Source organism: Ramlibacter sp. bp-362 (genome assembly GCF_054956735.1).
Genome location: NZ_JBUDXE010000002.1, coordinates 90,590 through 114,639, shown reverse-complemented (window position 1 = coordinate 114,639; position 24,050 = coordinate 90,590). Strand labels below are relative to the sequence as shown.

Below are 24,050 nucleotides of genomic sequence, written 5' to 3'. Positions count from 1 at the left end.
CCGCACGCTTCGCGTGTGAGAATGCGAAACTAAGTTACATGCTGAAAGACCTGTCCATGGCTCGTCGCGCCACGAAGATCGTCGTCACCCTGGGCCCCGCGTCCAGCGACCCCGCGGTCCTGGAGAAGATGATCCGGGCCGGAGTCAACGTGGTGCGGCTGAATTTCAGCCACGGCAAGGCGGAGGACCACATCGCGCTGGCGAACCTCGTGCGCCAGGCCGGCCAGGCCGCCGGCCGCGAGGTCGCGATCATGGCGGACCTGCAGGGCCCCAAGATCCGCGTGGGCAAGTTCGCCGAGGGCAAGGTGCACCTGGAAGTCGGCGCCAAGTTCGTGCTCGATGCGGCGCGCACCGAGCCGGGCGACATCAACGGCGTGGGCCTGGACTACAAGGAGCTGCCGCGCGACGTGCGCCCCGGCGACTCGCTGCTGCTGAACGACGGCCTGATCGTGCTGACGGTCGATTCCGTGAAGGGCGACCAGATCCGCACCACGGTGCGCCTGGGCGGCGTGCTGTCCAACAACAAGGGCATCAACAAGCACGGCGGCGGCCTGACGGCGCCGGCGCTGACGGCCAAGGACATGGAGGACATCCGCACGGCGATGAGCTTCCAGGCCGACTACGTGGCCGTGAGCTTCCCCAAGAACGCCACCGACATGGAGATGGCGCGCCAGTTGTGCAACGTGGCGGCCGCGGAGTTCCGCCACAAGCCGGCGCTGATCGCCAAGATCGAGCGCGCCGAGGCGATCCCGAACCTGGAGCAGATCCTCAAGGCGAGCGACGCCATCATGGTGGCGCGCGGCGACCTCGCGGTGGAAGTCGGGAACGCGGCCGTGCCGGCGCTGCAGAAGCGCATGATCCGGCTCGCGCGCGAGCACGACAAGGTGGTGATCACGGCCACGCAGATGATGGAGTCGATGATCGCCAACCCGGTGCCCACGCGCGCCGAGGTGAGCGACGTCGCCAACGCCGTGCTCGACGGCACGGATGCGGTGATGACCAGCGCCGAGACCGCGACCGGCAAGTACCCGGTGGAAGTGGTGCAGCAGATGGCCGCGATCTGCGCCGAGGCCGAGATGGCCGAGGACGTGCGGCTGGACGCCGACTTCTCGGGCCAGGCCTTCTCGCGCATCGACCAGTCGATCGCCATGGGCGCGCTGTTCACGGCCTTCCACCTCGGCTGCAAGGCCATCGTGGCGCTCACGGATTCCGGTTCCACGGCGCTGTGGATGAGCCGGCACCGCATCCACATCCCGATCTACGCCCTGACGCCGCGCCTGGCGACGCAGCGGCGCATGGCGCTGTACCGCAACGTGCGCCCGCTGCTGATGGACCAGAGCGCCGACCGCGACACGGCGCTGGCCGAGGCGGAAGCGCACCTGAAGAAGCGGGGCATCGTGAGCTCGGGCGACATCTACGCGATCACCTGCGGCGAACCGATGGGCGCGCCCGGCGGCACGAACATGCTGAAGGTCGTGCGGGCGGCGTAGGGTCGAATTCGGACTGCCGGACGCAAAGGTCGCAGAGGGTACGCAAAAGTCGCAAAAGAACAGCCTTGAAAAGAGGAGAAATCCCTTTTCCTTGTTGGTGGTTCCTTTTGCGACTTTTGCGAAACCTTCGCGACCTTTGCGTCCTGCAGCCCGCTTTCGTTTTCCCCAGCCCCAGCCGCTAGAATCCCCCGCAGTTACCACGCGGTTACGTCGACCGCTGTTCTGTCTTTCTGAGGAACTGCCATGCCCCTCGTTTCCATGCGCGAACTGCTGGACCATGCCGCCGCCAATGGCTACGGCATCCCGGCCTTCAACGTCAACAACCTCGAACAGGTCCAGGCCGTGATGGAGGCCGCCAGGGAGACCGGCGCGCCGGTGATCCTGCAGGCGAGCGCCGGGGCGCGCAAGTACGCCGGCGAGTCCTTCATCAAGCACCTGATCCAGGCCGCGATCGAGGCCTATCCGTCGATTCCGCTGGTGATGCACCAGGACCACGGCCAGAGCCCCGACGTCTGCAAGGGCGCCATCGACCTGGGCTTCTCCTCCGTGATGATGGACGGCTCGCTGGAAGCGGACGGCAAGACCATCGCCAGCTACGACTACAACGTGGACGTCACCCGCAAGGTGGTCGACATGGCGCACAAGCTGGGCGTCACCGTCGAAGGCGAACTGGGCTGCCTCGGCTCGCTGGAGACCATGCGCGGCGACAAGGAAGACGGCCACGGCACGGAAGCGACGATGACGCGCGACCAGCTGCTGACCGACCCGGAGCAGGCCGCGGACTTCGTCAAGAAGACGCAGCTGGACGCGCTGGCCATCGCCATCGGCACCAGCCACGGCGCCTACAAGTTCACCCGCAAGCCCACGGGCGACATCCTGGCGATCGACCGCATCAAGGAAATCCACCGCCGCATCCCCAACACGCACCTGGTGATGCACGGCTCCTCCTCGGTGCCGCAGGAACTGCTCGCCGTGATCCGCCAGTACGGCGGCAACATGAAGGAAACCTACGGCGTGCCGGTGGAGGAGATCCAGGAGGCGATCAAGCACGGCGTGCGCAAGATCAACATCGACACCGACATCCGCCTGGCGATGACGGGCGCGGTGCGCAAGTTCCTGGCCGAGAACCCCGAGAAGTTCGACATGCGCGAGTGGATGAAGCCCGCGCGCGAGGCCGCGAAGCAGATCTGCAAGCAGCGCTACATCGAGTTCGGCTGCGAAGGCCAGGCCGGCAAGATCAAGGGCGAGAGCCTGCAGGTCGTGGCGAAGAAGTACGCCCAGGGCGAGCTGGCGCAGGTCGTGCACTGAGTGGCCACCGCCCTCCACACCTCCAACATCACCTCGCTGCCCCTGCTGGCGCGCGGCAAGGTGCGCGACAACTATGCGGTCGGCAGCGACCGCATCCTGATGGTGGCGAGCGACCGCCTCTCGGCCTTCGACGTGATCATGGGCGAGCCGATTCCCGGCAAGGGCGAAATCCTGACGCGCATGGCGCTGTTCTGGTTCGCGCGCCTGGGCCACGTCTGCCCGAACCACCTGACCGGCGAAGCGCCGGAAAGCGTGGTGACGCCGGCGGAAGTGCCGCAGGTGCAGGGGCGCTCGATGCTGGTGAAGCGGCTGAAGCCGATCCTGGTCGAGGCGGTCGTGCGCGGCTACCTCGCGGGCAGCGGCTGGAAGGAGTACCAGGAGACGCAGTCGGTCTGCGGCGTGCCGCTGCCCGCGGGCCTGAAGAACGCGGGCAAGCTGCCCGAGCCGATCTTCACGCCGGCGGCGAAGGCGGCATCGGGCCACGACGAGAACATCTCGTACGAGCGCGTGGTGGAGCTGATCGGTCCGGATCTCGCGGCGCAGATCCGCGACACCAGCATCCGCATCTACCGCGAAGCGGCCGACTACGCGCTCACCAAGGGCCTGATCATCGCCGACACCAAGTTCGAGTTCGGCCTGGACGACAACGGCCAGCTGGTACTGATGGACGAGGTGCTGACGCCCGATTCCTCGCGCTACTGGCCCGTCGAGGGCTATGAGGCCGCGTACGCCGCCGGCGCGAACCCGCCGAGCTACGACAAGCAGTTCGTGCGCGACTGGCTGGAGAGCGTGCGCATCGACGGCCAGCCCTGGGACAAGACGCCGCCGGCGCCGCGCCTGCCCAAGGACGTCATCGAGAAGACGGCGGGCAAGTACCGCGAGGCGCTGCAGCGGCTCACGTCGGCCTGAGCGTGTAAAGGCCCGCCGCCGCGCGAACGCGCGCGCTATGCTGGCCCGATGAAAGCGCGCTTCCTCTTCCTCGCCGCGGCGGCGCTCGCGGCGCCCGCGTTCGCGCAGGACGAAGGGCAATGCATCCTGGCGGGACGCCTCAGCGACGGCCTCTGGGCGCCGAAGTTCGCGACCGTGCACCTGTTCGGCGAGCGCGGCCGTCCGATCGCGACGCCGACGCGCGCGGCGCTCTCCGGGGTGCGCAACGCCGTCCTGGACCAGCCCGCCCTGCTGTCGCGGTGCGATGGCGACCAGCCGCTGGCGAACGCGGACAACGATCCGCCCGTGCCGCCCGCCGACGGCCCGGCGCTGTCGCCCGGCACGGTGGAGGTCGAAGCCGTGCACTTCCCGCCACTGCGCACGGGCGGCGTGCTGGTGGAATTGCGCGTGCGCGTGCCGGCGGAACGGGTGGTGATGCTCAGGCGGTGAGCACTCCACGGGCGGTGGGGTTCGCTGCGCTCACCGCCACCCTACGAGGCGGGCCAGGACCCCGTAGGGTGGCGAGGCCGCAGGCCGCGGAAGGTGAGCGCCAGCGAACCCCACCGCCCCGCGATCAGGACAGCACCACGCTCGACAGCCGCCGCCGGTACGTCGCCACCGTCGGGTCGTCCGGCGGGATCTGGCCTTCGGCCACCTGGGGCTTCGGCGGCTCGATGATCTCCAGGATGGCGATGTAGGTCTTGCGCGCGAGGTCCTCGTTCCAGGCCTTGTCGCGCATCAGGATCTCCAGCAGCTCGTCCATCGCCGCCGTCCAGCGCTGCTGCGCCATCAGCACCCGGCTGCGGTCGAAGCGCGCCTGGAAGTCGCGGCGGTCGGCCGCGATCTTCGCGTCGAAGGCTTTCTCGTCCTTGTGGCCCGCGGCGAAGTCGATCGCGTCGAACCAGCGCGCCAGCGCGTCGATCCTGCGCACCACGCCGGCCTTGTTCGCCACCGGTTCGAAGGCGCGCCGCGCATCGGCCTCGCGGCCGGCCGCGAGGAGGGCCTTCACGTAGTCGAAACGCGCATCGTCGTTGGACGGGTCGGTCGCCACCGCATGCTGCAGCCGCTCCAGCTGCGCCTCGGGCGTGGCAGGCTCCGCATCGTCCTCGGCCAGGGGCTCTTCCTCTTCCTCCGCCGGCGCCTGCGCCTGCACGTGCTTGTCGAGGAATTCGCGGACCTTGCCCTCGGGCAGCGCGCCCATGAAGCCGTCCACCGGCTGGCCGTTCTTCATCAGCACCACGGTGGGGATGCTGCGGATGCCGAAGGCGCCGGCGAGCTGCTGCTCCTCGTCGGAGTTGATCTTGGCCAGGCGGAAGCCGCCGCCGTACTCGGTCTCCAGCTTCTCCAGGATCGGGCCGATCGCCTTGCAGGGGCCGCACCAGGGCGCCCAGAAGTCCACCAGCACCGGCTGGCTCATGGAGGCCGCGATGACCTCCTGTTCGAAGTTTTCGATGGTGACGTCGATCATTCCGGCTCCCTCCGCGCGGCAAAGTAAAATTTGGGGCTTCTTCGTTGGAATTCCATGGACACGAGCACGGTGACAGTCGGGGTCGTCATGGGGTCCGCCAGTGACTGGGACACCCTGCAGCATGCCGTGCAGATTCTCCAGGAATTCGGCATCCCCCATGAAGCGAAGGTCGTGTCGGCCCATCGCATGCCGGACGACATGTTCGCCTATGCCGAGGCCGCGGCGGGCCGCGGCCTGCGGGCGATCATCGCCGGCGCCGGCGGCGCGGCCCACCTGCCCGGCATGCTGGCGGCCAAGACCACCGTCCCGGTGCTCGGCGTTCCGGTGGCGAGCCGCCACCTGCAGGGCGTCGATTCGCTGCACAGCATCGTGCAGATGCCCAAGGGCATTCCCGTGGCCACCTTCGCCATCGGCGCGGCCGGCGCCGCCAACGCGGCCCTGTTCGCCGTGGCCATGCTCGCCGTGAACGACGCCGCCCTGCGCGCGAAGCTCGACGCCTACCGCGCCGCCCAGACCGCGGCCGCACGCGCGATGGCGCTGCCGCCGCGGGATCCGGCATGACGGCGCTCATGCCGGGCGCGACGCTGGGCGTGATGGGCGGCGGCCAGCTCGGTCGCATGTTCGTGCATGCGGCCCAGCGCCTGGGCTACTTCACGGCCGTGCTGGATCCGGACGAGGACAGCCCCGCCGGCCACGTGAGCCACCACCACGTCCGCTCCGGCTACCTGGACGAGCGCGGCCTCGCGCAGCTGGCCGAGTGCAGCGACGCCATCACCACCGAATTCGAGAACGTGCCGGCCGATGCGCTGGCGCGGCTGGCGGGCCGGCGCTTCGTCGCCCCCGGCGCGGCCGCCGTCGCGATCGCGCAGGACCGCGCCGAGGAGAAGGCGCACTTCCAGCGCTGCGGCGTGCCCTGCGCGCCGCACGCGGTGATCGCCAACGAGGAAGACCTCGCCGCCGTCGGCGACGAGCTGCTGCCCGGCATCCTGAAGACGGCGCGCCTGGGCTACGACGGCAAGGGCCAGGTGCGCGTGGCGGGCCGCGAGCAGCTGCGCGCCGCCTGGGAGGAACTGAAGCGCGCCGATTGCGTGCTGGAAAAGCTGCTGCCCCTCGCCTTCGAGTGCTCGGTCGTGGTGGCGCGCGGGCGCGATGGCGCCATGGTGCACCTGCCGGTGCAGCGCAACCTGCACCGCGCCGGCATCCTGGCCGTCACCGAGGTGCACGAGGGCTGCGTGCCGGTGCCGCTGGCGCAGCGCGCGATCGCCGCCACGCGCGCCATAGCCGCCGGCCTGGACTACGTCGGCGTGCTCTGCGTCGAGTTCTTCGGCCTGGACGACGGCTCGCTGGTCGTCAACGAAATGGCCCCGCGCCCGCACAACAGCGGCCACTGGAGCCTGGACGCCGCCGACGTCTCGCAGTTCGAGCTGCAGGTGCGCACGCTGGCCGGCCTGCCGCTGGTGCCGCCGCGCCAGCACAGTCCCGCGCTCATGCTCAACCTGCTGGGCGACCTCTGGTTCCGCGGCGGCGATTCCGAAGCCGCGCCCGACTGGGCCGGCGTGCTCGCCCTGCCCGGCACGCATCTGCACCTGTACGGCAAGCGCAGCGCCCGCCCGGGCCGCAAGATGGGCCACCTGACGGTGACCGGCGCGAGCGTGGCGGACGTGCGCGCCACCGCGCTGCAGGCCGCGCAGGTCCTGGGCATCGCGCCCTTCTGAAACCCATGATCCTCGACGGCCGCCAGGACAGCTCGATCGCGCAGGCCGCCCGCGTGCTCGCGGACGGCGGCCTCGTCGCCTTCCCCACCGAGACGGTGTACGGCCTGGGCGCCGACGCGAGCAGCGCCGCCGCCGTCGCCGGCATCTTCGCCGCCAAGGGCCGCCCGAGCGACCATCCGCTGATCGTGCACGTCGCCGACGCCGCGGGCGTGCGGCACTTCGCGGCCGCCGTGCCGCCGGTGGCCGAGCGGCTGATGCAGGCCTTCTGGCCCGGGCCGGTCACGCTGATCCTGCCGCGCCGCCCCGAGGTGGGCCGTGCCGCCGCCGGCGGCCAGGACTCGATCGGCGTGCGCTGCCCCGCGCACCCGGTGGCGCACGCGCTGCTGCTCGCCTGCGCCGCCGCCACGCCGCCCGTGCACGGCCTGGCCGCGCCGAGCGCCAACCGTTTCGGCCGCGTCAGCCCCACGACGGCGGCGCACGTCGCCTCCGAGTTCGGCGAGCAGCTGCTGGTGCTCGACGGCGGTGCGACGCCGGTCGGCATCGAATCGGCCATCGTCGACTGCACGCGCGGCATGCCGGTGCTGCTGCGTCCCGGCACGCTGGCGCACGCGGAGATCCAGGCGGCCTGCGGCGAACGGCTGTGGCTGCCGCACGAGCGCCCCGGCGCCGCCCCGCGCGCTTCCGGCACGCTGGCCTCGCACTACGCGCCCAACGCCCGCGTCCGGCTCATGGACGCGAAGAACCTGCAGGCGGCGCTCGACGTGCTCGGCGCCGACGCCGCCGCCATCGCGGTCTACGCCCGCAGCCCGCTGCGCACCCGCACGCCGCACTACCGGCGCATGCCCGACGACGCGGCGGAGACGGCGCGGCAGCTGTTCGCCGTCCTGCGCGAATTCGACGCCGCGGGCGTCAAGCTGATCTGGGTGGAGACGCCGCCGGACGATCCGGCCTGGGACGGCGTGCGCGACCGCCTGGGCCGCGCCGCGGCCTGAGCGCGCTTGACCGGCGCTTTACCGGTCCTCGTTAAACTCGCCGGTTTCACCGGAGTGAACTTCATGGCAACTCAGTGGTTGCGCCGCGCCTGGCTGCTGGCCGCCTGCGCCTCGGCCCTGCTGCTCGCGTCCTGCGGCGGCGGCAGCGTCGTCTCCCAGTTTTCTCCCGGGCGCATCGTCGCCTTCGGGGACGGCATGGCCGACCTCGGCCAGAACGGCGCCCGCTACACGGTCAACGACGGCTCGGTCAACAACTGGACCGAGTTCCTGGCCCAGTCCTTCGGGCTGACGCTGACGCCCAGTGCTTCCGGCGGCCTGTCGTACGCCACCGGCAACGCGCGCGTGGCCGCCACGCCCGACGCCGCCGGCGACGCCAGCACGCCCACCGTCAAGGACCAGATCGACGCCTTCCTGGCCACCGGCAGCTTCACCGACGCGGACCTCGTCATCGTGAGCGCCGGCACCTCCGACGTGATCGTGCAGGGCCAGGGCGTGATCAGCGGCTCCATCACGGCCGCGCAGGCGCAGGTGAACATCGACCAGGCCGGCCGCCAGCTCGCCGCGCAGGTGCGCAGGCTGGTGGACGCCGGCGCGCAGCACGTGCTGGTCGCCGGTCCCTACAACCTGGGCCGCTCGCCCTGGGCCGTCGAGACCGGGCAGGACGGGCTGCTGAGGAAGCTGAGCAACGTGTCGAACAACAAGGAAGTCGGCGAGCCGCGCAGCTTCGTCGAGGCGTTCCTCGCCTCGGTCGCCGACCTGGGCGACAACGTTCTGTACATCGACGCGCCGCTGTTCTTCAACAACCTCACGGGCAGCGCCAGCGAGTTCGGCCACCGCAACGCGGCCGTGTGCACGTCCGTCGATCCGGGCCCGGGCATCGGCACCGGGACGAACCAGGTGAACTCGTTCCTGTGCACGCCGTCGACGATCGCCGCCGGCCAGAACTACCAGGACTACATCTTCGCCGACCGCGTCTACGTCACGCCGCGGGCGCACCAGAAGTTCGGCGACTACGCGCGCGACCGCCTGCGCGACCGCTGGTAGGCGCTCACCCGTAGCGCAATTTCATCCCGAGGATGACGCTGGCCAGGCCCAGCGTCACCGCGTTCGCCAGCACGATGGGCCAGGCGCCCATCAGCACCCCGTAGAGCAGCCAGAGCGCCACGCCGATGGTGAAGACGCTGTACATGCCCAGCGAGATGCCGCGCACGTCGCGCGTGCGGAAGGTCAGCCAGGCCTGCGGCACGAAGCTGAGGGTGGTGAGCGCGGCGGCGCAGTAGCCGATCAGTTCGGACGAATCCATGGGGGTCAGGGTTGGCGCGCGGTCCATTCGACCAGCGCCTGCACCGCCGGACGGATCGCCCAGGCCCGCGGGCCGTTGGCGATGGCCACCAGCAGGTAGCGCCGGCCCTGCGGCCCGTGCACGTAGCCGGCGACGCCGGAGACTTCGTTGAGGCTGCCGGTCTTGAGGTGCGCGAGGCCGACGTTCTCGCGGCGCCGGCGCAGCGTCCCGTCCAGGCCCAGCGCCGGCAGCGAGGAGACGAAATCCGGCATCAGCGGCGAGACCCAGGCGGCCTGCAGCAGCTGGCCGAGCTGGCGGGCCGTGGTGCTCTCGTCGCGCGACAGGCCCGATCCGTTGGTGGTGACCGGCGGTTCGCCGCCGATGCGCTCGCGCCACCACTGCGCCAGCACCTCGCGCGAACCCTCCCAGGTGGCGGTGCCGCGCTGCTGCAGGCTCAGCGTCAGGAAGACCTGCTGCGCCATCACGTTGTTGCTGAACTTGTTGATGTCGCGGATCACCTCGGCCAGCGGCGGCGAGCTGAATTCGAAGGCCGGTTGCAGCCCCTGCGGCACGCGGCCCTCGCGCACGGCGCCGCGCAGGTGCCCGCCCATGTCCTGCCACAGCGCGGCGATCGCGCGCGCCGCATAGCTGTCGGGATCGGGAAAGGCCAGTTGCCAGGTCTGCTCGCCGCAGGCCCGCGGGAAGCTGCCGCCGAAGCGCACGCGCTGCGGGTTGCCGAAGTCCGCGCGCAGGGCCGTGATCCAGTCGCCGCAATTGGCGCCGCCGCCCAGCGGCACGGTCGCCGGCCAGTGGACGCCGGCCAGGGCCGGCTCGGCCTGCACGCGGGCCCGCGCGCCCTCGGGCGTGAAGGTCAGCGTCACGGTCTTGAAGTTCAGCAGCAGCGCGTCGGGGCCGGCGTTGTAGGGCCGCAGGGGCTGGGCGTCGAAGGCGGCCGGGTCGTGCGGCGGCAGGGCGAAGGCGCTGCGGTCCAGCACGATGTCGCCGGCGATCGTGTGCACGCCCAGGGCCCGCACCTTGCGCAGCAGCAGCCACAGGCGCTCGATCACCAGCGCGGGGTCGCCCTGGCCCTGGATGACCAGGTTGCCTTCGAGCACGCCGGCGCGCACCGGCCCGTCGAAATAGACGGGCGTCTTCCAGGTGAAGGCCGGCCCCAGCAGCTCCAGCGCGCCGAAGGTAGTGGCCAGCTTCGCGATGGACGCCGGGTTCACCGGGGCGTCGATGCGGTGGGCGACGCGCGGCGGCCCGCCTTCAGCCGGCGCGACCAGCACCGTCACGGCATCGCCCGGCAGGTTCTGCGCGTCCAGCGCCGCGGCCACTTCGGGCGGCAGCGGCTGGCCGACGGCGGCGCCCGCCCAGGCGAGCAGGCAGCAGGCAAGGCGGAACCAGCGCGGCATGCGCGCCATTATGGGATGGCCGGAGCTTCGATAATGGGGGCTGGGCCGCATGAAACTCCTCGCCTTCGACACCAGCACCGAAACCCTGTCCATCGCGGCCAGCGCCGGGGCGGGTGCGCCCGTGCTGGAGCACACGGCCGCGGGCGGGGCGCAGTCCTCGGCCGGCCTGATCCCGGCCATCCAGCAGCTGCTGGGGCGCGCGGGGCTGTCGCTCGCCGCGCTGGACGCGATCGCCTTCGGCCGCGGCCCCGGCTCCTTCACGGGCCTGCGCACGGCCGCCGCCGTCGCGCAGGGGCTGGGCTTCGGCGCCGGCGTGCCGGTGCTGGCCATCGACACGCTGCTGGCCGTGGCCGAGGAGGCGCACGCCCTGTCGGGCGCCACCCGCGTGATCGCGATGCTGGATGCCCGCATGGGCGAGGTCTACTTCGCCGCCTACGAGCGCCAGGGCGATGCCTGGCGGACGCGCGAAGCGCCGGCCCTGGGCCGGCCGGAGGACGCCCGCGTGCCGGACGGCTGGACCGTCGCCGGCAACGTGCTGGACCTGCACGGCGCGCGCCTGCCGGCGGGCGCTCCGCGCGTCGCGGCGCTGCCCACCGCGCGCGCACTGCTGCGCCTCGCGCCGCAGGCGCTGGCCACGGGCGGCGGGCACGACGCGGCCGATGCGCTGCCGCTCTACATCCGCGACAAAGTGGCGCAAACTACCGAGGAGCGCGCGGCCGACCGCGCGCGCAAGGAGTCGCTTCGCGGCGCGACCGTGGCGGGCCCGACATGAGCGCAGTCTTCAAGAGCATGGAAGCGGGCTTCGAGCCCATGACGGAGGCCCGCCTCGACGAGGTGGTGGCCATCGAGCGCCGCGCCTACACCCATCCCTGGACGCGCGGCAACTTCGCCGATTCGCTGCGCTCCGGCTACCAGGCGCAGCTGCTGTGCGTCGGCGAGGCGGTCATCGGCTACTTCGTCGCCATGCAGGGCGTGGACGAGGTGCACCTGCTGAACATCACCGTGGATCCGCGCTACCAGGGCCAGGGCTGGGGCCGCGTCCTGCTCGACGCGCTGGCGCTGTGGGCGCGCGGCCAGCGCGCGCAGTGGCTCTGGCTGGAAGTGCGCACCGGCAACGCGCGGGCGCAGCAGGTCTACCAGCGCTACGGCTACCGCCGCGTGGGCGAGCGCAAGAACTACTACCCCGCCGACGGCGGCGGGCGCGAGGACGCGATCGTCATGAGCTTCAAGCTATGAGCCTGGTGCTGGACGCGCGGCAGCGGGCGATGCTGCAGGAGATGGGTGTGCGCGTGTTCGCGCCCGAGTCCCTGCCGGAGGCCGTGGTGGACGAGGCGCCGCGCGCGCCGGTTTCCGTGGCCGTGCAGGAGCCGCCGCGGGCGATCGTGCAGCCGCCGCCGCAGCCCGTCGTCGTGCGCGACCGCGCGCCCGGCGTCGCGGACATGTCCTGGGAAGCGCTGGAGCAGGCCGTCGCCGCCTGCCGCGCCTGCAAGCTGTGCGAAGGCCGCAGCAACACGGTGTTCGGCGTCGGCGACCTGCAGCCCGACTGGCTGGTGGTCGGCGAGGCCCCGGGCGAGAACGAGGACCTGCAGGGCGAGCCTTTCGTCGGCCAGGCCGGCAAGCTCCTGGACAACATGCTGGGCGCGCTGGGCGTCGGCCGCGGCGGCGGCGCCTACATCGCCAACGTGCTGAAGTGCCGTCCGCCCGGCAACCGCAACCCGGACCCGCAGGAGATCGCGCAGTGCGAGCCCTTCCTGCGCCGGCAGGTGGAACTGCTGCGCCCGAAGATCATCCTGGCCATGGGCCGCTTCGCGGTGAACACGCTGCTGCAGTCGACCGAGCCGATCGGCCGCCTGCGCGGGCGCGTGCACCGCTACCAGGACGTGCCGGTGGTGGTCACCTACCACCCCGCCTACCTGCTGCGCAACCTGCCGGACAAGGCCAAGGCCTGGGCCGACCTGTGCCTGGCGCAGGCGGTGCTGCGCGGCGACGCGCGCTAGGCGGTCCGGGGCGTGAAGGCGGACGCCGACAGGGTGCGCGCGGCGTAGTCGATGCCGCTGAAGGCCGCGAAGTCGGCCAGCGTTCGTGCCTTGCCCAGCCCGTAGACGCCGAGGTCCTCCCCCGCCACCAGCGCCGCCAGCCGCGCGCGCGAGCGCTGCTCCAGCGGCCACCACCCCTGCTCGCGACCGGCCTCCTGCTGCGCGTCCCAGTGCAGCGGCCGCGGCGGCGCGCCGGAGGCGGCGTCGTTGTACAGGTGGTGGATCGGCAGGTCCGGGATGTGGAACAGGTCCCAGCCGTGCGTGAACAGGCGGAGGGTGAGCGCCTGCTCCTCGCCGTGGAAGTACAGCCAGGGGTCGTAGGGAAAGGCCTGCACGATGCGGCCCGGCGCGAACAGGCAGCCGGCGCCGAGGTGGAAGGCCGGCAGCGGCTCGCTGCGGTCCACCGGCTGCGCCTCGAAGGCCAGCACCGGATGGTCGGGCGCGAACGCGGCGCCCGGCTTCAGCACCTGCGCCAGCACGCCACGCGTGGTCGGCTGGCACACCGGCTCGCCATCGACGAAGCGGAAGGCGTCCGGGTATGTGGAAATCACGAGCCCCCGCTGCGGCGCCCCGAGCGCGCGCGCCGCGGCGACCAGCCGCTCGTCCCAGCCGGCGGCGAAGTCCATGTGCGAATCGAGCTGCAGGAACCAGTCCTCGCCATCGTGCAGCGACATGGCGATGGCGCGCGCCCAGCAGGGCCCGCGCGCGTCGCGCGGATCCAGGTGCACGCGCGTCAGCCGCGTGCCGGCCGGCGCGGCCAGGCGCGCGCCGCCGTCCGGCGACTGGTCGACGACGCCGAAGTGCAGCGCCCGCGGCGCCGCCGCCATCGCCGCGGCGCGTTGCAGCGTGAACGGCAGGACGGGATCGCAATAGGACGCGATGCTGACGAAGATGCGCATGCCCACTTTTTCACGGCGATGGTAGCCGGTGCGGGTTCCGTCTCCCGAACGGCGCATTGCGACCCCCGAAGTGCTGTGCTACCTTTTGGCACCATTTTCAGGGGCCATCCATGTCCAGCGTTCCGTCGACGACCACGCGGCGTTCCGCGCAGCCGCCCGCGGCCAGTCCCGCCGTCGCCGGATTCCGGCCCACGGCCGCGGCTCTGGCCGTGGCGGCGGCGTTCTCGCTGCAGCCGCTGGCCGCGCGCGCGCAGCCCACGGGCGCCCACGTGATCCACGGGCAGGCGAGCTTCGCGACCATCGGCAACCGCTTCGTCGTCACGACGCGCAACGGCGCGGGCACCAGCCACTCGGCGATCGACTGGCAGAGTTTCTCGGTGCCGGCCGGCAGCATCACGCAGTTCCTGCAGCCCTCGGCCCGCAGCACCTCGATCAACCGCGTGCTGGGACCGGATCCCTCCGCGATCTTCGGCACGCTCACCTCCAACGGGCGGCTGGTGCTGGTGAACCCGGCCGGCATCGCCGTGGGCCAGGGCGCCGTCGTCGACACGGCGGGCTTCACGGCCTCCACGCTGGGCATGAGCGAATCCGACGCGATCGCCGGGCGCATGCGCTTCGTGGGCGGCACCGGTGCGCTGGGCGTGGACGGCACCGTCCTCGCCCGCAGCGGCGACGTCGTGCTGATCGGGTCGGACGTGCAGGCGGGCGCGAATGCGCTGGTGCGCAGCCAGGGCGCGACGCTGGTGGCCGCGGGGCAGAAGGTGGAGATCACCGGGCGCGGCCTGGAGGGCATCCACCTGGAGGTGCAGGCGGGGAACGAGGCGGTGAACCTCGGCACGCTGCAGGGCGACGCGGTGGGCATCTTCGCGGGCACGCTGAAGCACACCGGGCTGGTGCAGGCGCAGGCCGTCACCACCGAAGGCGGCAAGGTGGTGCTGAAGGCAGCGGGCGACAACCTCGTGTCCGGCACCGTGGCCGCGTCCGCTGCCGACAAGGGCGGCAGCATCGACGTGCTCGGCGAGCGCGTGGGCCTGCTGGCCGGCGCGAAGCTGCAGGCGAGCGGCGCGAACGGCGGCGGGCAGGTGCGCGTGGGCGGGGACTACCAGGGGCGCAACGCCGAAGTTCCGAACGCGAAGGCGGTGTACGTGGATGCGCAAGCACGCATCGAGGCGGACGCCACGCGGCGCGGCGACGGCGGGCGGGTGATCGTGTGGTCGGACGAGATGACGCGCATGCGCGGGGAGATCTCGGCGCGCGGCGGGGCGGAAGGCGGGGATGGCGGGTTCGCGGAGGTGTCGGGCAAGAAGTCGCTGGAATACGCCGGCTTCGCGGACCTGCGGGCTTCGCAGGGCAAGCTGGGCAGCCTCCTGCTCGACCCCGAGAACGTGACGATCATCCACTCGACCAACGGCGCTCCGTACCCCGACACGGTCAATACGTTCCCGGTCGGCACGAGCTCGCCGCCCGGAGCGATGTTCGAGCCGAGCGGGCCCGGCAACGTCACCTTGACGGACGCGCACCTGAAGGCGCAGCTTGGCAGCGGGCACGTGCTGGTGACGACTTCTTCGGACACGAGCACCGGCAGCGGCGGGCAGATCACCCTCGCCTCGGGTGCGGTGGTGGACTGGACGTCGGGATCGCACCTGTCCCTGCAGGCCGACAAGGGGATCGACCTCCTCGGCACGGTCCAGGCCACGGGCGCCGGCAGCGCGGTGCACCTGCTCGCGAAGGACGGCAGCATCACGGATGGCGGCACCGGCAAGATCACGGCCCCGGCCCTGTTCGCCTATGCCATCGACACCGGGTCGACGACGAATGCCGGCAAGATCCTCCTGAACGGCCCGAACCAGGTGGGCGTGCTGGCCGCGCGGGTGGACGGACCCGGCGCGGAGGTCCGTTTCCACAACAACGCGCCGCTCGCCATCGGCACCGTGTCCACGCAGTACGGCGGTGGCAGCGGCATCGCCGGCTGGGACGGCGCCAATCCCGCCGTGGTGGACATCAGCAGCGAAGGCGCGCTCACCGTGGAAGCAGGCGCCCTCGTGACCGCGGGCCCCGTGTCGCTGCGGGCGAACGGGACGTCGTCCGACCTGGCGCTCACCGGCGATGTCAGCGCCCTGGGGAACCTGGACCTGCGGGCAGGGCGCAGCATCCGCGTCGAGTCCAGCCAGGTGTATGCCGACGGGGCGCTTGCCATGACGGCCGGGCGCGACGTCACGATCGCGACCACGGACACCGGTTCGGACACCTGGGTCTACGGCGGCGCCTCGCTCTCCGTCGACGCCCAGCGCAACGTGATCATCGGCACCCGCACGAGCCCCGAAATCACGCACTACATGAGCCTCGACAGCTCCGGCGCCGTCGGCCTGCTGGCGCGTACGGGGAGCGTGACCCTGGGAGCCCTTGGCTCGGGCACGACCTATCCCGCCTACGTGGACGTCTCGGGCAACGGCGTCGGCATCCACGCTACCGCGGGAAGCGTGAATTTCGCCGGCCAGCCCGTGATCACTTCGACAGGTGCGCCGATCGACGTGTCCGCAGGCCAGGACATCACCGGCGACGGCGTCTTCTACGGCGCGGGCACCGGTGACCCGACGGGCGCCGGTGGCGCGATCAATCTCACCGCCGGGGGCTCCCTCGCCTACAGCTACATCGACGCTTCCGGCAGGAGCTACGACGAAGTGGGCGGCACCTTCCATGCCGGCCAGGTGAACCTCCAGGCGGGTGGCGACATCCAGGGCGGCTACGTCTACGCCGACGGCGGCGTCTACGGAACGACGGGCGGCAATGCCGGCGCCGTGAACGTCGTTTCCGAAACCGGCAGCATCACCGTCGACGGCATCGTGGCGTATGCCGGCGGCGACAGCTATTCGACGGGTTCCACGGGCGGCGGCATGGCCGGCCGGGTCAGCGTCGAGGCGAAAGGCCTGGGCGGCGTTCCCGCCCACGTGGCGCTCGGCTACGTGAACGTGGGTGGCGCCAGCGGCGATACGCCCACGGCGGGCGGCACCGTCCAGGTCAGGACGGGCAACGGCAATGTCAGCGTGCAAGGCATCTATGCCGTGGGCGGTGCCAACATGGGCGCCGGCGCCGGGGCCGCCGGTGGGCGGATCCTGATCGATTCGGCCGGCGACCTCACCATCAACGCCGGCGAGGGCACGGGCCTGTGGGCCGACGGCGGCTACAGCAACGGCGGGCGCGGGGGTGACGGAGGCGAGGTCCGGATCAACATCGGCGGCAGCCTGTATGCTCCGCCGCCGCCCGTGCTCACCGACGGCGAGCAGGCGTTCAGCTCCTTCTACACCGCATCCGTGAGCGCCTCGGGCGGCCAGGGTGGCACCGATGCCGCCGGCAACGGCGTGGTCGGCGGCCGTGGCGGCCTGGTCAGCGTGACGCGCAACGGCGGGGACCTGCAGCTGGATGGCAGCGTCCGCCTGGCTGCCACCGGCGGCTACGGCGGCTGGGCCGATGTGCAGCCCGGTGCCACCGGCGGCACAGGTGGCGCCGGCGGCCGGGTCGAGCTGGCGGCCACGGGCCGCGTCGTGCTGGCCAGCCCGGACATCGACGCCGCCGGCGGTGGCGGCGGCGGCAACGGTGACGACGTCACGTACGCTGCCAACGGCGCCCTGGGCGACTTCACGGCCACCGGGACTTCGGTGGATGTCCAGGGGCCGATGACGCTGCCGGCGAACTGGACCAACAATTCGATCGTGAACATCGGCGCGGGCTCTTCGCTGGAGGGGCCGGGCACTTTCCTGAACAACAACGCGCTGCGGCTCGCCGACGGCGCGCTGGTCAATCCCGAGGGCGGCGTGATCAATGCCGGCACCCTGGCCAGCACCTCCGGGGAGGTCACGGCGGCGCTGATCCAGAACACCGGCCTGGTGGACGTCCAGGCGGGCACCACCTTCAATGCGCCGCTCTTCCTCTCGAACGAGGGCACCGTGCAGGCGGACGGCAGCCTTCAGATCGGCAGCTGGGGAACCCAGGCCCTGCTGCAGCTGGCGGCCCAGGCTGGCGGCATGGAGTTCACCAACCAGGCGGCGGGCAAGCTCACCGGCAACGGCAGCATCGTGGTGGACGGCGGCAGCGGGACGATCAGCAACTTCGGCACGATCGCGCCCGGGGGCACCGGGAGCGCGGGCACGCTCACGCTCGAGAGCAATCTCGTCATGCAGTCCGGTTCGACCTACGCGGCCGACCTCCTGGACGCCACCAGCCACGACCGCCTGGTCGTCAACGGCAACGCGACTTCCGGCGGGGGCTTCGCAGTGACCTATCTCCCCGGTGCCAGCTTCACGGTGGGCCAGGGCTTCGAGATGCTGCAGGCGACCACGCTCGACGGCACGCGGCCGACGGTCGACCAGCCGGAGCTGGTGGCGGAAGCGAGCGGGACGAAGCTGCTGCTGCGCGCCACGGCGGCCTACCCGCCGCCGGCGCCGACCCCGGCGCCCACGCCTGCGCCGACGCCCGCGCCCACACCCGCGCCCACACCCGCGCCCACACCCGCACCCACGCCGGCACCCACGCCGGCACCCACGCCCGCGCCGACGCCAGCACCCGCTCCGTCATCGGCGCAGCAGGACGCCGTGCACAACGTGACCAGCCAGGTCGTCGAATTCGCGCAGCTGTTCGTGCAGATGTCCAACCAGCAGGACACCGACGACAGGCGCATCGGCAAGGACGACATCGTCATCACCGACACCGCCTGCAAGCCCTGAGCCGGGCCGGCCGCGTCAGAAGCGCGGCAGGTCCGGGTGGGTGATGCGGCCGCCGCGCACCAGCATCTTTCCGTATTCGGCGCAGCGGTTCAGCGTGGGGATGACCTTGCCCGGGTTCAGCCCTTCCTGCGGGTCGAAGGCGCGCTTCACGCCGCGCATCTGCTCCATCTCCGCGGCGCTGAACTGCACGCACATCGAGTTCAGCTTCTCGACGCCGACGCCGTGCTCGCCCGTCACCGTGCCGCCCATGGCGACGCTGGTCTCCAGGATGTCGGCGCCGAACAGTTCGCAGCGGTGCAGCTGCTCGGCGTCGTTGGCGTCGAACAGGATCAGCGGGTGCAGGTTGCCGTCGCCCGCGTGGAACACGTTGGCGCAGCGCAGCCCGTACTTCTTCTCCATCTCCTGGATGGCCAGCAGGATGTCGGCCAGGCGCTTGCGCGGGATGGTCGAATCCATGCACATGTAGTCGGGGCTGATGCGCCCCGAGGCGGGGAACGCGTTCTTGCGGCCGCTCCAGAAGCGCAGGCGCTCGGCCTCGTCGCGGCTCACCGCGATCGCGGTGGCGCCGGCGGCGCGCAGCACCTCGGTCATGCGGCCGATCTCCTCCTCCACCTCCTCCGGCGTGCCGTCGCTCTCGCACAGCAGGATCGCCTCGGCCTGCAGGTCGTAGCCCGCGTGCACGAAGTCCTCCACGGCCGCCGTCATCGGCTTGTCCATCATCTCCAGCCCGGCCGGGATGATGCCGGCGGCGATCACCGCCGCGACCGCGTCGCCGGCCTTGCGCACGTCGTCGAAGCTGGCCATGATGCAGCGCGCCAGCTGCGGCTTGGGGATCAGCTTCACCGTGACTTCCACGGCGACGGCCAGCATGCCCTCGCTGCCGATCACCACGGACAGCAGGTCGTAGCCGGGCACGTCGAGCGCGTCGCTGCCGAACTCCACCGGCTCGCCTTCCGCCGTGAAGCCGCGTACCTTCATCACGTTGTGCAGCGTCAGGCCGTACTTCAGGCAGTGCACGCCGCCCGAGTTCTCGGCGACGTTGCCGCCGATGGTGCAGGCGATCTGGCTGGACGGATCGGGCGCGTAGTACAGGCCGTAGCTCGCGGCCGCCTCGCTGATGGCGAGGTTGCGCACGCCGCACTGCACGACGGCCGTGCGCGATGCCGGGTCGATGCCGCGGATCGCGTTGAACTTGGCCAGCGACAGCGTCACGCCCAGCCGGTGCGGCAGCGCGCCGCCGGAGAGCCCCGTCCCCGCGCCGCGCGCCACGACCGGTACGCTGAGCGCGTGACAGGCCTTCAGCACCGCCTGCACCTGCGCTTCCGATTCGGGCAGGGCCACGACCAGCGGCCGCTCGCGGTAGGCGGTGAGGCCGTCGCACTCGTAGGGCGTGGTCTCCTCCTCGTTCCACAGCAGGCAGCCGTGCGGCAGCACTTGCTTCAGCGCGGCCACGACCTGCGCCTGGCGTTCGGCGCGTTCGTGCACGGAGAGGGGCTCGGGCGCGTTCATGGGCTGCAGGCTACTTGAAGATCACCGTCTTGTGGCCATTGAGCAGCACGCGGTGCTCGCTGTGCCACTTCACGGCGCGCGCCAGCACCATGCTCTCCGTGTCGCGGCCCTGCGCGGTGAGGTCCTCGACCGAGCGGGAGTGGTCCACGCGGGACACGTCCTGCTCGATGATCGGGCCTTCGTCGAGGTCCGCGGTCACGTAGTGCGCCGTCGCCCCGATCAGCTTCACGCCGCGCTCGTGCGCCTGGTAGTAGGGCTTGGCGCCCTTGAAGCTGGGAAGGAAGCTGTGGTGGATGTTGATCGCGCGGCCCGCCAGCTTGCGGCACAGGTCGTCCGACAGGATCTGCATGTAGCGCGCCAGCACAACCAGGTCGGCGCCTTCGGATTCGATCACCTCGTACGCGCGCGCCTCCGCCTGGGCCTTGGTGGCGGCCGTCACCGGGATGTGGTGGAAGGGCACGTTGTAGCTCGCGGCCAGCTGGTAGAACTCGCGGTGGTTGGAGACGATCGCCCGGATGTCCAGCGGCAGCAGGCCGCTCTTCCACCGGAACAGCAGGTCGTTCAGGCAATGGCCTTCCTTGCTGACGAAGATCACGGTCTTCATCGGCTGGGCGCTGGCGTGCAGCTTCCACTGCATCTGGAAGCCCTCGGCGAACATCTTCAGCTGCGCCCGCAGGTCCTCCTGCGTGAGCGTGCCGCAGGCGAAGCGCACGCGCATGAAGAACAGGCCGGTGTCGTGGTCGTTGTACTGGGCGGCTTCCTCGATGTTGCCGCCGCGCTCCAGCAGGAAACCGGAAACCGCGTGGACGATCCCCGGCCGGTCGGGGCAGGAAAGGGTGAGGATGTAGGCTTCGGACATAAGTGTGCAATTGTCGCAGGCGCGCGGATTGACGCTTCCGAGGGGGGCGGGGCATCATGCCCAGCCATAGAAAACGACAGTTGGGGGACCCATGCGACGCCGTGACCTGTCCGCCGCCCTGGCGGCGTTCATCCCCGTGCTCGCCGCGCCGGCGCGCGCCCAGAGCCTGCACGACCTCCTGGAAGGATTCGTCCGGCCCCACGGCCAGCAGGGGCAGGGCGGCCCGGGGCTCGCCGGCATCAGCGACCTCGATGCGAACAGGGGGTTGATGGCGGCCCTGGAAACCGGCGCCCTGGCCGCGGTGAAGCTGCTCGGGCGGCCGGACGGCTTCCTCGCCCGTCCGGAGGTCCACATCCCCTTGCCCAAGGCGATGCAGGACGTCGCCCGGCTGCTGCAGTCCCTGGGCCTCGGCCGGCAGCTGGAGGACCTGGAGGTCTCGCTCAATCGCGCCGCCGAATCCGCCGTGCCCATGGCGAAGGACCTGCTGGTCGACGCCGTGCGCAACATCACCGTCGCCGACGCCAAGAAGATCCTCACGGGCGGCGACACCTCGGTCACGAGCTTCTTCGCCGACAAGACGCGCACGCCCCTGGGCGGCACCTTCCTGCCCGTGGTCCACCAGGCGACCTCGAAGGTGGGCCTGGTGAAGAAGTACGACCGCGTGGTCGGCAAGGCGCGGGGACTCGGCCTCTACAAGCCCGAGGACCCCACCGTGGACCACTACGTCACGCGCAAGGCCCTGGACGGCCTGTACTTCATGATCGGCGAGGAAGAGAAGAAGATCCGCCGCGACCCCGTGGGCACGGGAAGCGCCATCCTGCAGAAGGTCTTCGGCGCCCTGCGCTGACGACAGGAGCAGAATGGGGGCTCGTCCAGGAGTTCCAGGAGTTCCCCAGATGGCCTACAACGACTTCAACATGGACAGCCATTGGCTGCCCTTCACGCCCAACCGCGCCTTCCGCAAGGATCCGCGCGTCTTCGTCGCCGCCGACGGCATGCAGTTCACCACGCACGACGGCAAGAAGGTGATCGACGGCATCTCCAGCCTCTGGTGCGTCGGCGCCGGGCACAACCGCAAGCCCATCAACGAGGCGATCAAGAAGCAGCTCGACACGCTGGACTACGCCACGGCCTTCCAGGCGAGCAACGACCGCGCCTTCCAGGCCGCCGAGATGATCGCCGCCATGGCGCCCGGCGACCTGAACAAGGTCCTGTTCTGCAACTCCGGCTCGGAGGCCGCCGACACGTCGCTGAAGGTGGCGCTGGCCTACCACCGCGCCCGCGGCGAGGGCCACCGCAACGTCTTCATCGGCCGCGAGAAGGGCTACCACGGGGTCGGCTTCGGCGGCATGAGCGTGGGCGGCATCTCCGCCAACCGCAAGGTCTACGGCACGGCGCTGCTGCCGCGCGTGGACCACATGCGCTTCATCCACGACCCGGCCAACCCGTACATCCACAACAAGGAGCCGGAGTCCCAGGAGGACTACCTGGCCGACCTGGTCAACCGGATCCTGCCGCTGCACGACCCGAGCAACGTGGCGGCCATCATCGTCGAGCCCGTCGCCGGCTCGGCCGGCTGGTACCTGCCGCCCAAGGGCTACCTGAAGCGCCTGCGCGAGATCTGCGACCAGCACGGCATCCTGCTGATCTTCGACGAGGTGATCACCGGCTTCGGCCGCATGGGCACGAACTTCGGCGCCGACTTCTACGGCGTCGTGCCCGACATGCTGAACTTCGCCAAGTGCGTCACCAACGGCGTGATCCCCATGGGCGGGGTGATCTGCCGCGACAAGATCTACGACGCGATGATGAAGACCGACGCGCCGGAGCACGTCATCGAGTTCTTCCACGGCTACACCTACTCGGGCCACCCTGTGGCGGCGGCCGCCGCCGTGGCGACGCTGCAGCTGTACAAGGACGAGGGCCTGTTCCCGCGCGCGGCGGAAATGGGCAAGGTGCTGGGCGACGCGTTCCACTCCACGCTCAAGGGCCTGCCCAACGTGATCGGCATCCGCAGCCTGGGCCTGGCCGCGGCGGTGGAACTGGCCTCGCTGCCCGGCAAGCCGGGCAAGCGCGCCTACGACATCTTCGTCGACTGCTTCAAGAAGGGCTCGCTGGTGCGGCCCGCCGGCGACGTGGTGGTGATCGCGCCGCCGTACATCGTGGAGAAGCAGCACATAGACCAGCTGGTGAACACGCTGGCGGATTCGATCAAGGCGAACGCGTAAGCCATGGATTGCGGCTCAAGGCCGCAATGACATGGGCTTGCCCATCTCCTTGCGCATCTCGTCGCAGTAATCCTTCCCCGTCTCCTCCGGCGGCAGCGTCAGCGGGCGGACGGTGACGGTGGGGGGCAGGTGCAGCGGGACGCCGACTTCCGGCTCCACGTGGCCGGCGCCCGCCAGCAGCAGCACCGTCTGCCCGGGCCGCGCGAGCGAGGCGATGGTCTGCGCCATCGCCTGGTCGCGCGCGATCTGCACCCGCGTCATCGGCCGGATCTGGCTTTCCGGCAGCAGCCCGCAGTGGCCCAGGCGCACGGCCTGCTGCTGCGCCTTCAGCGCCGGGCCGGGCAGCAGCCGGTCGAATTCCGCGTCCTGCATCGCCTGCCGCTGCTGCGAGCGGGGCAGGTTCGCGCCCAGCACCGGAACGCCCGCGCGCACGGCGGCCATGATGGCCGGCCGGTAGCGCTCCCAGGGCCAGCCGGCGGCGTCCCAGCGCAGCGCCTCGCGGACTTCGGTCTCGCTCGCCGTGGACGGCAGGCCGGCGGTGCTGGCGCCGCGTTCGGCCATCTCCAGCGCCAGGGCGCGGAGCTTTCCACGCCCGGCCAGGGCGCGGACCCAGCGTTCCTGCAGCCGGGGCTGCGCGCCGGCGTCGTGCTGTTCGCCGATCAGCAAGGCCTGCACGTCGCCGATCCCCGGCAGGGGCGGCGGCGCGGCACAGGCGGAGAGCAGCAGCAGGGTGAGCGGGAAGGCGAGCGGCAGGCGCATGGGGGCGATCCTAAGCTTTGGCCGCACGGCCGGGCTTCCCATGAAAAAAGCGCGGGGGCTGCCCGCGCTCTTTTCCGGGGTCGAGCCCGTCAGTGGATCACCAGGGGGTTCTGCGCCAGCTCGGCATAGCCGTCCAGCGTCTCTTCCACCTCTTCCTGCGTGGGGGTGTTCAGCTGCCAGGCGTTGATCTGGCGCTGGAAGGCGTCGGCCCAGGTACCGTCGAGGTAGACCTCCTTGTTGGAGCGCTTGTCCACGATCTCGAAGCCGTGCCGGACCATGTGGGGGTGCGCCTCGCCCTCCGCAGGCTCGTTGGCCTGCAGGTGCACCACCACGAAAGAGTCGGAGTCATAGAGCATTTGCATGATTGATTCCTTTTGCCTTAGCTGGCTGCGATGGGCTCCGATTCAAGTGTGGCACTCAAGTGCGGACACCGCAGGCGGGC

General features: G+C 71.1%; 22 protein-coding genes. 14 read left to right on the top strand and 8 right to left on the bottom strand.

The annotated features are described in order from the left end of the window. The first annotated feature begins 56 nt into the window (after positions 1-56). The 4 genes from pyk (at position 57) to ACY0MJ_RS03040 (ending at position 4,175) form a co-directional block, all read left to right on the top strand. On the top strand, positions 57-1,490 hold the full coding sequence (pyk, locus tag ACY0MJ_RS03055; RefSeq protein WP_462637090.1) for a pyruvate kinase: 1,434 nt from the start codon (positions 57-59) through the stop codon (positions 1,488-1,490). Positions 1,491-1,733: 243 nt separating this feature from the next. Further along, positions 1,734-2,798 (top strand): class II fructose-bisphosphate aldolase, encoded by a 1,065-nt coding sequence (gene fba, locus ACY0MJ_RS03050; protein WP_462636803.1) that lies wholly within the window; start codon positions 1,734-1,736, stop codon positions 2,796-2,798. Continuing rightward, positions 2,799-3,707 (top strand): phosphoribosylaminoimidazolesuccinocarboxamide synthase, encoded by a 909-nt coding sequence (locus tag ACY0MJ_RS03045; protein ID WP_462636802.1) that lies wholly within the window; start codon positions 2,799-2,801, stop codon positions 3,705-3,707. Between the two features lie 48 nt (positions 3,708-3,755). Then, positions 3,756-4,175 carry a hypothetical protein gene (locus ACY0MJ_RS03040; protein WP_462636801.1) on the top strand — a complete coding sequence of 140 codons (420 nt, stop codon included), beginning with the start codon at positions 3,756-3,758 and terminating at the stop codon, positions 4,173-4,175. 124 nt (positions 4,176-4,299) lie between these two features. Here ACY0MJ_RS03040 and trxA read toward each other — a convergent pair whose 3' ends face one another. Next, positions 4,300-5,193, bottom strand: a complete 894-nt coding sequence (trxA, locus tag ACY0MJ_RS03035) for a thioredoxin (RefSeq protein WP_462636800.1) — start codon at positions 5,191-5,193, stop codon at positions 4,300-4,302. 54 nt (positions 5,194-5,247) lie between these two features. On the opposite strand from trxA, the gene purE reads away from it, so the two are divergent. The 4 genes from purE to ACY0MJ_RS03015 all read left to right on the top strand — a co-directional run bounded on the left by purE (position 5,248) and on the right by ACY0MJ_RS03015 (position 8,944). Further along, positions 5,248-5,754, top strand: coding sequence for a 5-(carboxyamino)imidazole ribonucleotide mutase (purE, locus tag ACY0MJ_RS03030; RefSeq protein ID WP_462636799.1), 507 nt, complete (start codon positions 5,248-5,250; stop codon positions 5,752-5,754). Further along, positions 5,751-6,908, top strand: coding sequence for a 5-(carboxyamino)imidazole ribonucleotide synthase (locus tag ACY0MJ_RS03025; protein ID WP_462636798.1), 1,158 nt, complete (start codon positions 5,751-5,753; stop codon positions 6,906-6,908). The genes purE and ACY0MJ_RS03025 overlap by 4 nt, the downstream gene beginning before the upstream one ends. A 5-nt stretch (positions 6,909-6,913) precedes the next feature. Beyond that, a complete protein-coding gene (locus tag ACY0MJ_RS03020) occupies positions 6,914-7,900 on the top strand; it encodes an L-threonylcarbamoyladenylate synthase (protein WP_462636797.1) in 987 nt (328 codons plus the stop codon). A 63-nt stretch (positions 7,901-7,963) separates the two neighbouring features. Beyond that, positions 7,964-8,944: an SGNH/GDSL hydrolase family protein gene (locus tag ACY0MJ_RS03015; protein ID WP_462636796.1), complete on the top strand. Its 981-nt coding sequence runs from the start codon at positions 7,964-7,966 to the stop codon at positions 8,942-8,944. Between the two features lie 4 nt (positions 8,945-8,948). On the opposite strand, the gene ACY0MJ_RS03010 is transcribed toward ACY0MJ_RS03015, so the two are convergent. Then, entirely contained in the window at positions 8,949-9,203 is a 255-nt protein-coding gene (locus ACY0MJ_RS03010; RefSeq protein WP_462636795.1) for a SemiSWEET transporter, read from the bottom strand. A 5-nt stretch (positions 9,204-9,208) separates the two neighbouring features. After that, positions 9,209-10,597 (bottom strand): D-alanyl-D-alanine carboxypeptidase/D-alanyl-D-alanine endopeptidase, encoded by a 1,389-nt coding sequence (gene dacB, locus ACY0MJ_RS03005; protein ID WP_462636794.1) that lies wholly within the window; start codon positions 10,595-10,597, stop codon positions 9,209-9,211. Positions 10,598-10,646: 49 nt separating this feature from the next. On the opposite strand from dacB, the gene tsaB reads away from it, so the two are divergent. From tsaB to ACY0MJ_RS02990, 3 genes are read left to right on the top strand one after another with little or no spacing between them, the layout of a single operon-like run. Then, positions 10,647-11,369 (top strand): tRNA (adenosine(37)-N6)-threonylcarbamoyltransferase complex dimerization subunit type 1 TsaB, encoded by a 723-nt coding sequence (gene tsaB, locus ACY0MJ_RS03000; RefSeq protein ID WP_462636793.1) that lies wholly within the window; start codon positions 10,647-10,649, stop codon positions 11,367-11,369. Next, positions 11,366-11,833, top strand: coding sequence for a ribosomal protein S18-alanine N-acetyltransferase (rimI, locus tag ACY0MJ_RS02995; protein WP_462636792.1), 468 nt, complete (start codon positions 11,366-11,368; stop codon positions 11,831-11,833). The genes tsaB and rimI overlap by 4 nt, the downstream gene beginning before the upstream one ends. Next, positions 11,830-12,594 carry a uracil-DNA glycosylase gene (locus ACY0MJ_RS02990; RefSeq protein ID WP_462636791.1) on the top strand — a complete coding sequence of 255 codons (765 nt, stop codon included), beginning with the start codon at positions 11,830-11,832 and terminating at the stop codon, positions 12,592-12,594. The genes rimI and ACY0MJ_RS02990 overlap by 4 nt, the downstream gene beginning before the upstream one ends. Here the strand turns inward: ACY0MJ_RS02990 and ACY0MJ_RS02985 are convergent. Beyond that, entirely contained in the window at positions 12,591-13,532 is a 942-nt protein-coding gene (locus tag ACY0MJ_RS02985) for a GlcNAc-transferase family protein (protein ID WP_462636790.1), read from the bottom strand. The genes ACY0MJ_RS02990 and ACY0MJ_RS02985 overlap by 4 nt on opposite strands. 110 nt (positions 13,533-13,642) lie before the next feature. On the opposite strand from ACY0MJ_RS02985, the gene ACY0MJ_RS02980 reads away from it, so the two are divergent. Beyond that, positions 13,643-18,253, top strand: coding sequence for a two-partner secretion domain-containing protein (locus tag ACY0MJ_RS02980; protein WP_462636789.1), 4,611 nt, complete (start codon positions 13,643-13,645; stop codon positions 18,251-18,253). Positions 18,254-18,268: 15 nt separating this feature from the next. Here ACY0MJ_RS02980 and ACY0MJ_RS02975 read toward each other — a convergent pair whose 3' ends face one another. Both ACY0MJ_RS02975 and purU read right to left on the bottom strand, forming a co-directional pair. After that, entirely contained in the window at positions 18,269-19,762 is a 1,494-nt protein-coding gene (locus ACY0MJ_RS02975; protein WP_462636788.1) for an FAD-linked oxidase C-terminal domain-containing protein, read from the bottom strand. Positions 19,763-19,772: 10 nt separating this feature from the next. Further along, positions 19,773-20,621 (bottom strand): formyltetrahydrofolate deformylase, encoded by an 849-nt coding sequence (purU, locus tag ACY0MJ_RS02970; protein ID WP_462636787.1) that lies wholly within the window; start codon positions 20,619-20,621, stop codon positions 19,773-19,775. Positions 20,622-20,712: 91 nt separating this feature from the next. On the opposite strand from purU, the gene ACY0MJ_RS02965 reads away from it, so the two are divergent. Both ACY0MJ_RS02965 and aptA read left to right on the top strand, forming a co-directional pair. Further along, positions 20,713-21,468, top strand: a complete 756-nt coding sequence (locus ACY0MJ_RS02965) for a DUF4197 domain-containing protein (protein ID WP_462636786.1) — start codon at positions 20,713-20,715, stop codon at positions 21,466-21,468. A gap of 49 nt (positions 21,469-21,517) precedes the next feature. Then, positions 21,518-22,849, top strand: coding sequence for an omega-aminotransferase AptA (gene aptA, locus ACY0MJ_RS02960; protein ID WP_462636785.1), 1,332 nt, complete (start codon positions 21,518-21,520; stop codon positions 22,847-22,849). Positions 22,850-22,864: 15 nt separating this feature from the next. On the opposite strand, the gene ACY0MJ_RS02955 is transcribed toward aptA, so the two are convergent. Both ACY0MJ_RS02955 and ACY0MJ_RS02950 read right to left on the bottom strand, forming a co-directional pair. Then, entirely contained in the window at positions 22,865-23,608 is a 744-nt protein-coding gene (locus tag ACY0MJ_RS02955) for a ChaN family lipoprotein (RefSeq protein WP_462636784.1), read from the bottom strand. Positions 23,609-23,697: 89 nt separating this feature from the next. After that, complete coding sequence (locus ACY0MJ_RS02950; RefSeq protein WP_462636783.1) at positions 23,698-23,970, bottom strand: BTH_I0359 family protein; 273 nt, start codon at positions 23,968-23,970, stop codon at positions 23,698-23,700. Between the last annotated feature and the right edge of the window lie 80 nt (positions 23,971-24,050).

Coding starts and splice junctions, on each gene's coding strand:
- pyk (WP_462637090.1), top strand. CDS start 57: ATGGCTCGTCGCGCCACGAAGATCGTCGTCACCCTGGGCCCCGCGTCC.
- fba (WP_462636803.1), top strand. CDS start 1,734: ATGCCCCTCGTTTCCATGCGCGAACTGCTGGACCATGCCGCCGCCAAT.
- ACY0MJ_RS03040 (WP_462636801.1), top strand. CDS start 3,756: ATGAAAGCGCGCTTCCTCTTCCTCGCCGCGGCGGCGCTCGCGGCGCCC.
- trxA (WP_462636800.1), bottom strand. CDS start 5,193: ATGATCGACGTCACCATCGAAAACTTCGAACAGGAGGTCATCGCGGCC.
- purE (WP_462636799.1), top strand. CDS start 5,248: ATGGACACGAGCACGGTGACAGTCGGGGTCGTCATGGGGTCCGCCAGT.
- ACY0MJ_RS03025 (WP_462636798.1), top strand. CDS start 5,751: ATGACGGCGCTCATGCCGGGCGCGACGCTGGGCGTGATGGGCGGCGGC.
- ACY0MJ_RS03020 (WP_462636797.1), top strand. CDS start 6,914: ATGATCCTCGACGGCCGCCAGGACAGCTCGATCGCGCAGGCCGCCCGC.
- ACY0MJ_RS03015 (WP_462636796.1), top strand. CDS start 7,964: ATGGCAACTCAGTGGTTGCGCCGCGCCTGGCTGCTGGCCGCCTGCGCC.
- ACY0MJ_RS03010 (WP_462636795.1), bottom strand. CDS start 9,203: ATGGATTCGTCCGAACTGATCGGCTACTGCGCCGCCGCGCTCACCACC.
- dacB (WP_462636794.1), bottom strand. CDS start 10,597: ATGCCGCGCTGGTTCCGCCTTGCCTGCTGCCTGCTCGCCTGGGCGGGC.
- tsaB (WP_462636793.1), top strand. CDS start 10,647: ATGAAACTCCTCGCCTTCGACACCAGCACCGAAACCCTGTCCATCGCG.
- rimI (WP_462636792.1), top strand. CDS start 11,366: ATGAGCGCAGTCTTCAAGAGCATGGAAGCGGGCTTCGAGCCCATGACG.
- ACY0MJ_RS02990 (WP_462636791.1), top strand. CDS start 11,830: ATGAGCCTGGTGCTGGACGCGCGGCAGCGGGCGATGCTGCAGGAGATG.
- ACY0MJ_RS02985 (WP_462636790.1), bottom strand. CDS start 13,532: ATGCGCATCTTCGTCAGCATCGCGTCCTATTGCGATCCCGTCCTGCCG.
- ACY0MJ_RS02980 (WP_462636789.1), top strand. CDS start 13,643: ATGTCCAGCGTTCCGTCGACGACCACGCGGCGTTCCGCGCAGCCGCCC.
- ACY0MJ_RS02975 (WP_462636788.1), bottom strand. CDS start 19,762: ATGAACGCGCCCGAGCCCCTCTCCGTGCACGAACGCGCCGAACGCCAG.
- purU (WP_462636787.1), bottom strand. CDS start 20,621: ATGTCCGAAGCCTACATCCTCACCCTTTCCTGCCCCGACCGGCCGGGG.
- ACY0MJ_RS02965 (WP_462636786.1), top strand. CDS start 20,713: ATGCGACGCCGTGACCTGTCCGCCGCCCTGGCGGCGTTCATCCCCGTG.
- aptA (WP_462636785.1), top strand. CDS start 21,518: ATGGCCTACAACGACTTCAACATGGACAGCCATTGGCTGCCCTTCACG.
- ACY0MJ_RS02955 (WP_462636784.1), bottom strand. CDS start 23,608: ATGCGCCTGCCGCTCGCCTTCCCGCTCACCCTGCTGCTGCTCTCCGCC.
- ACY0MJ_RS02950 (WP_462636783.1), bottom strand. CDS start 23,970: ATGCAAATGCTCTATGACTCCGACTCTTTCGTGGTGGTGCACCTGCAG.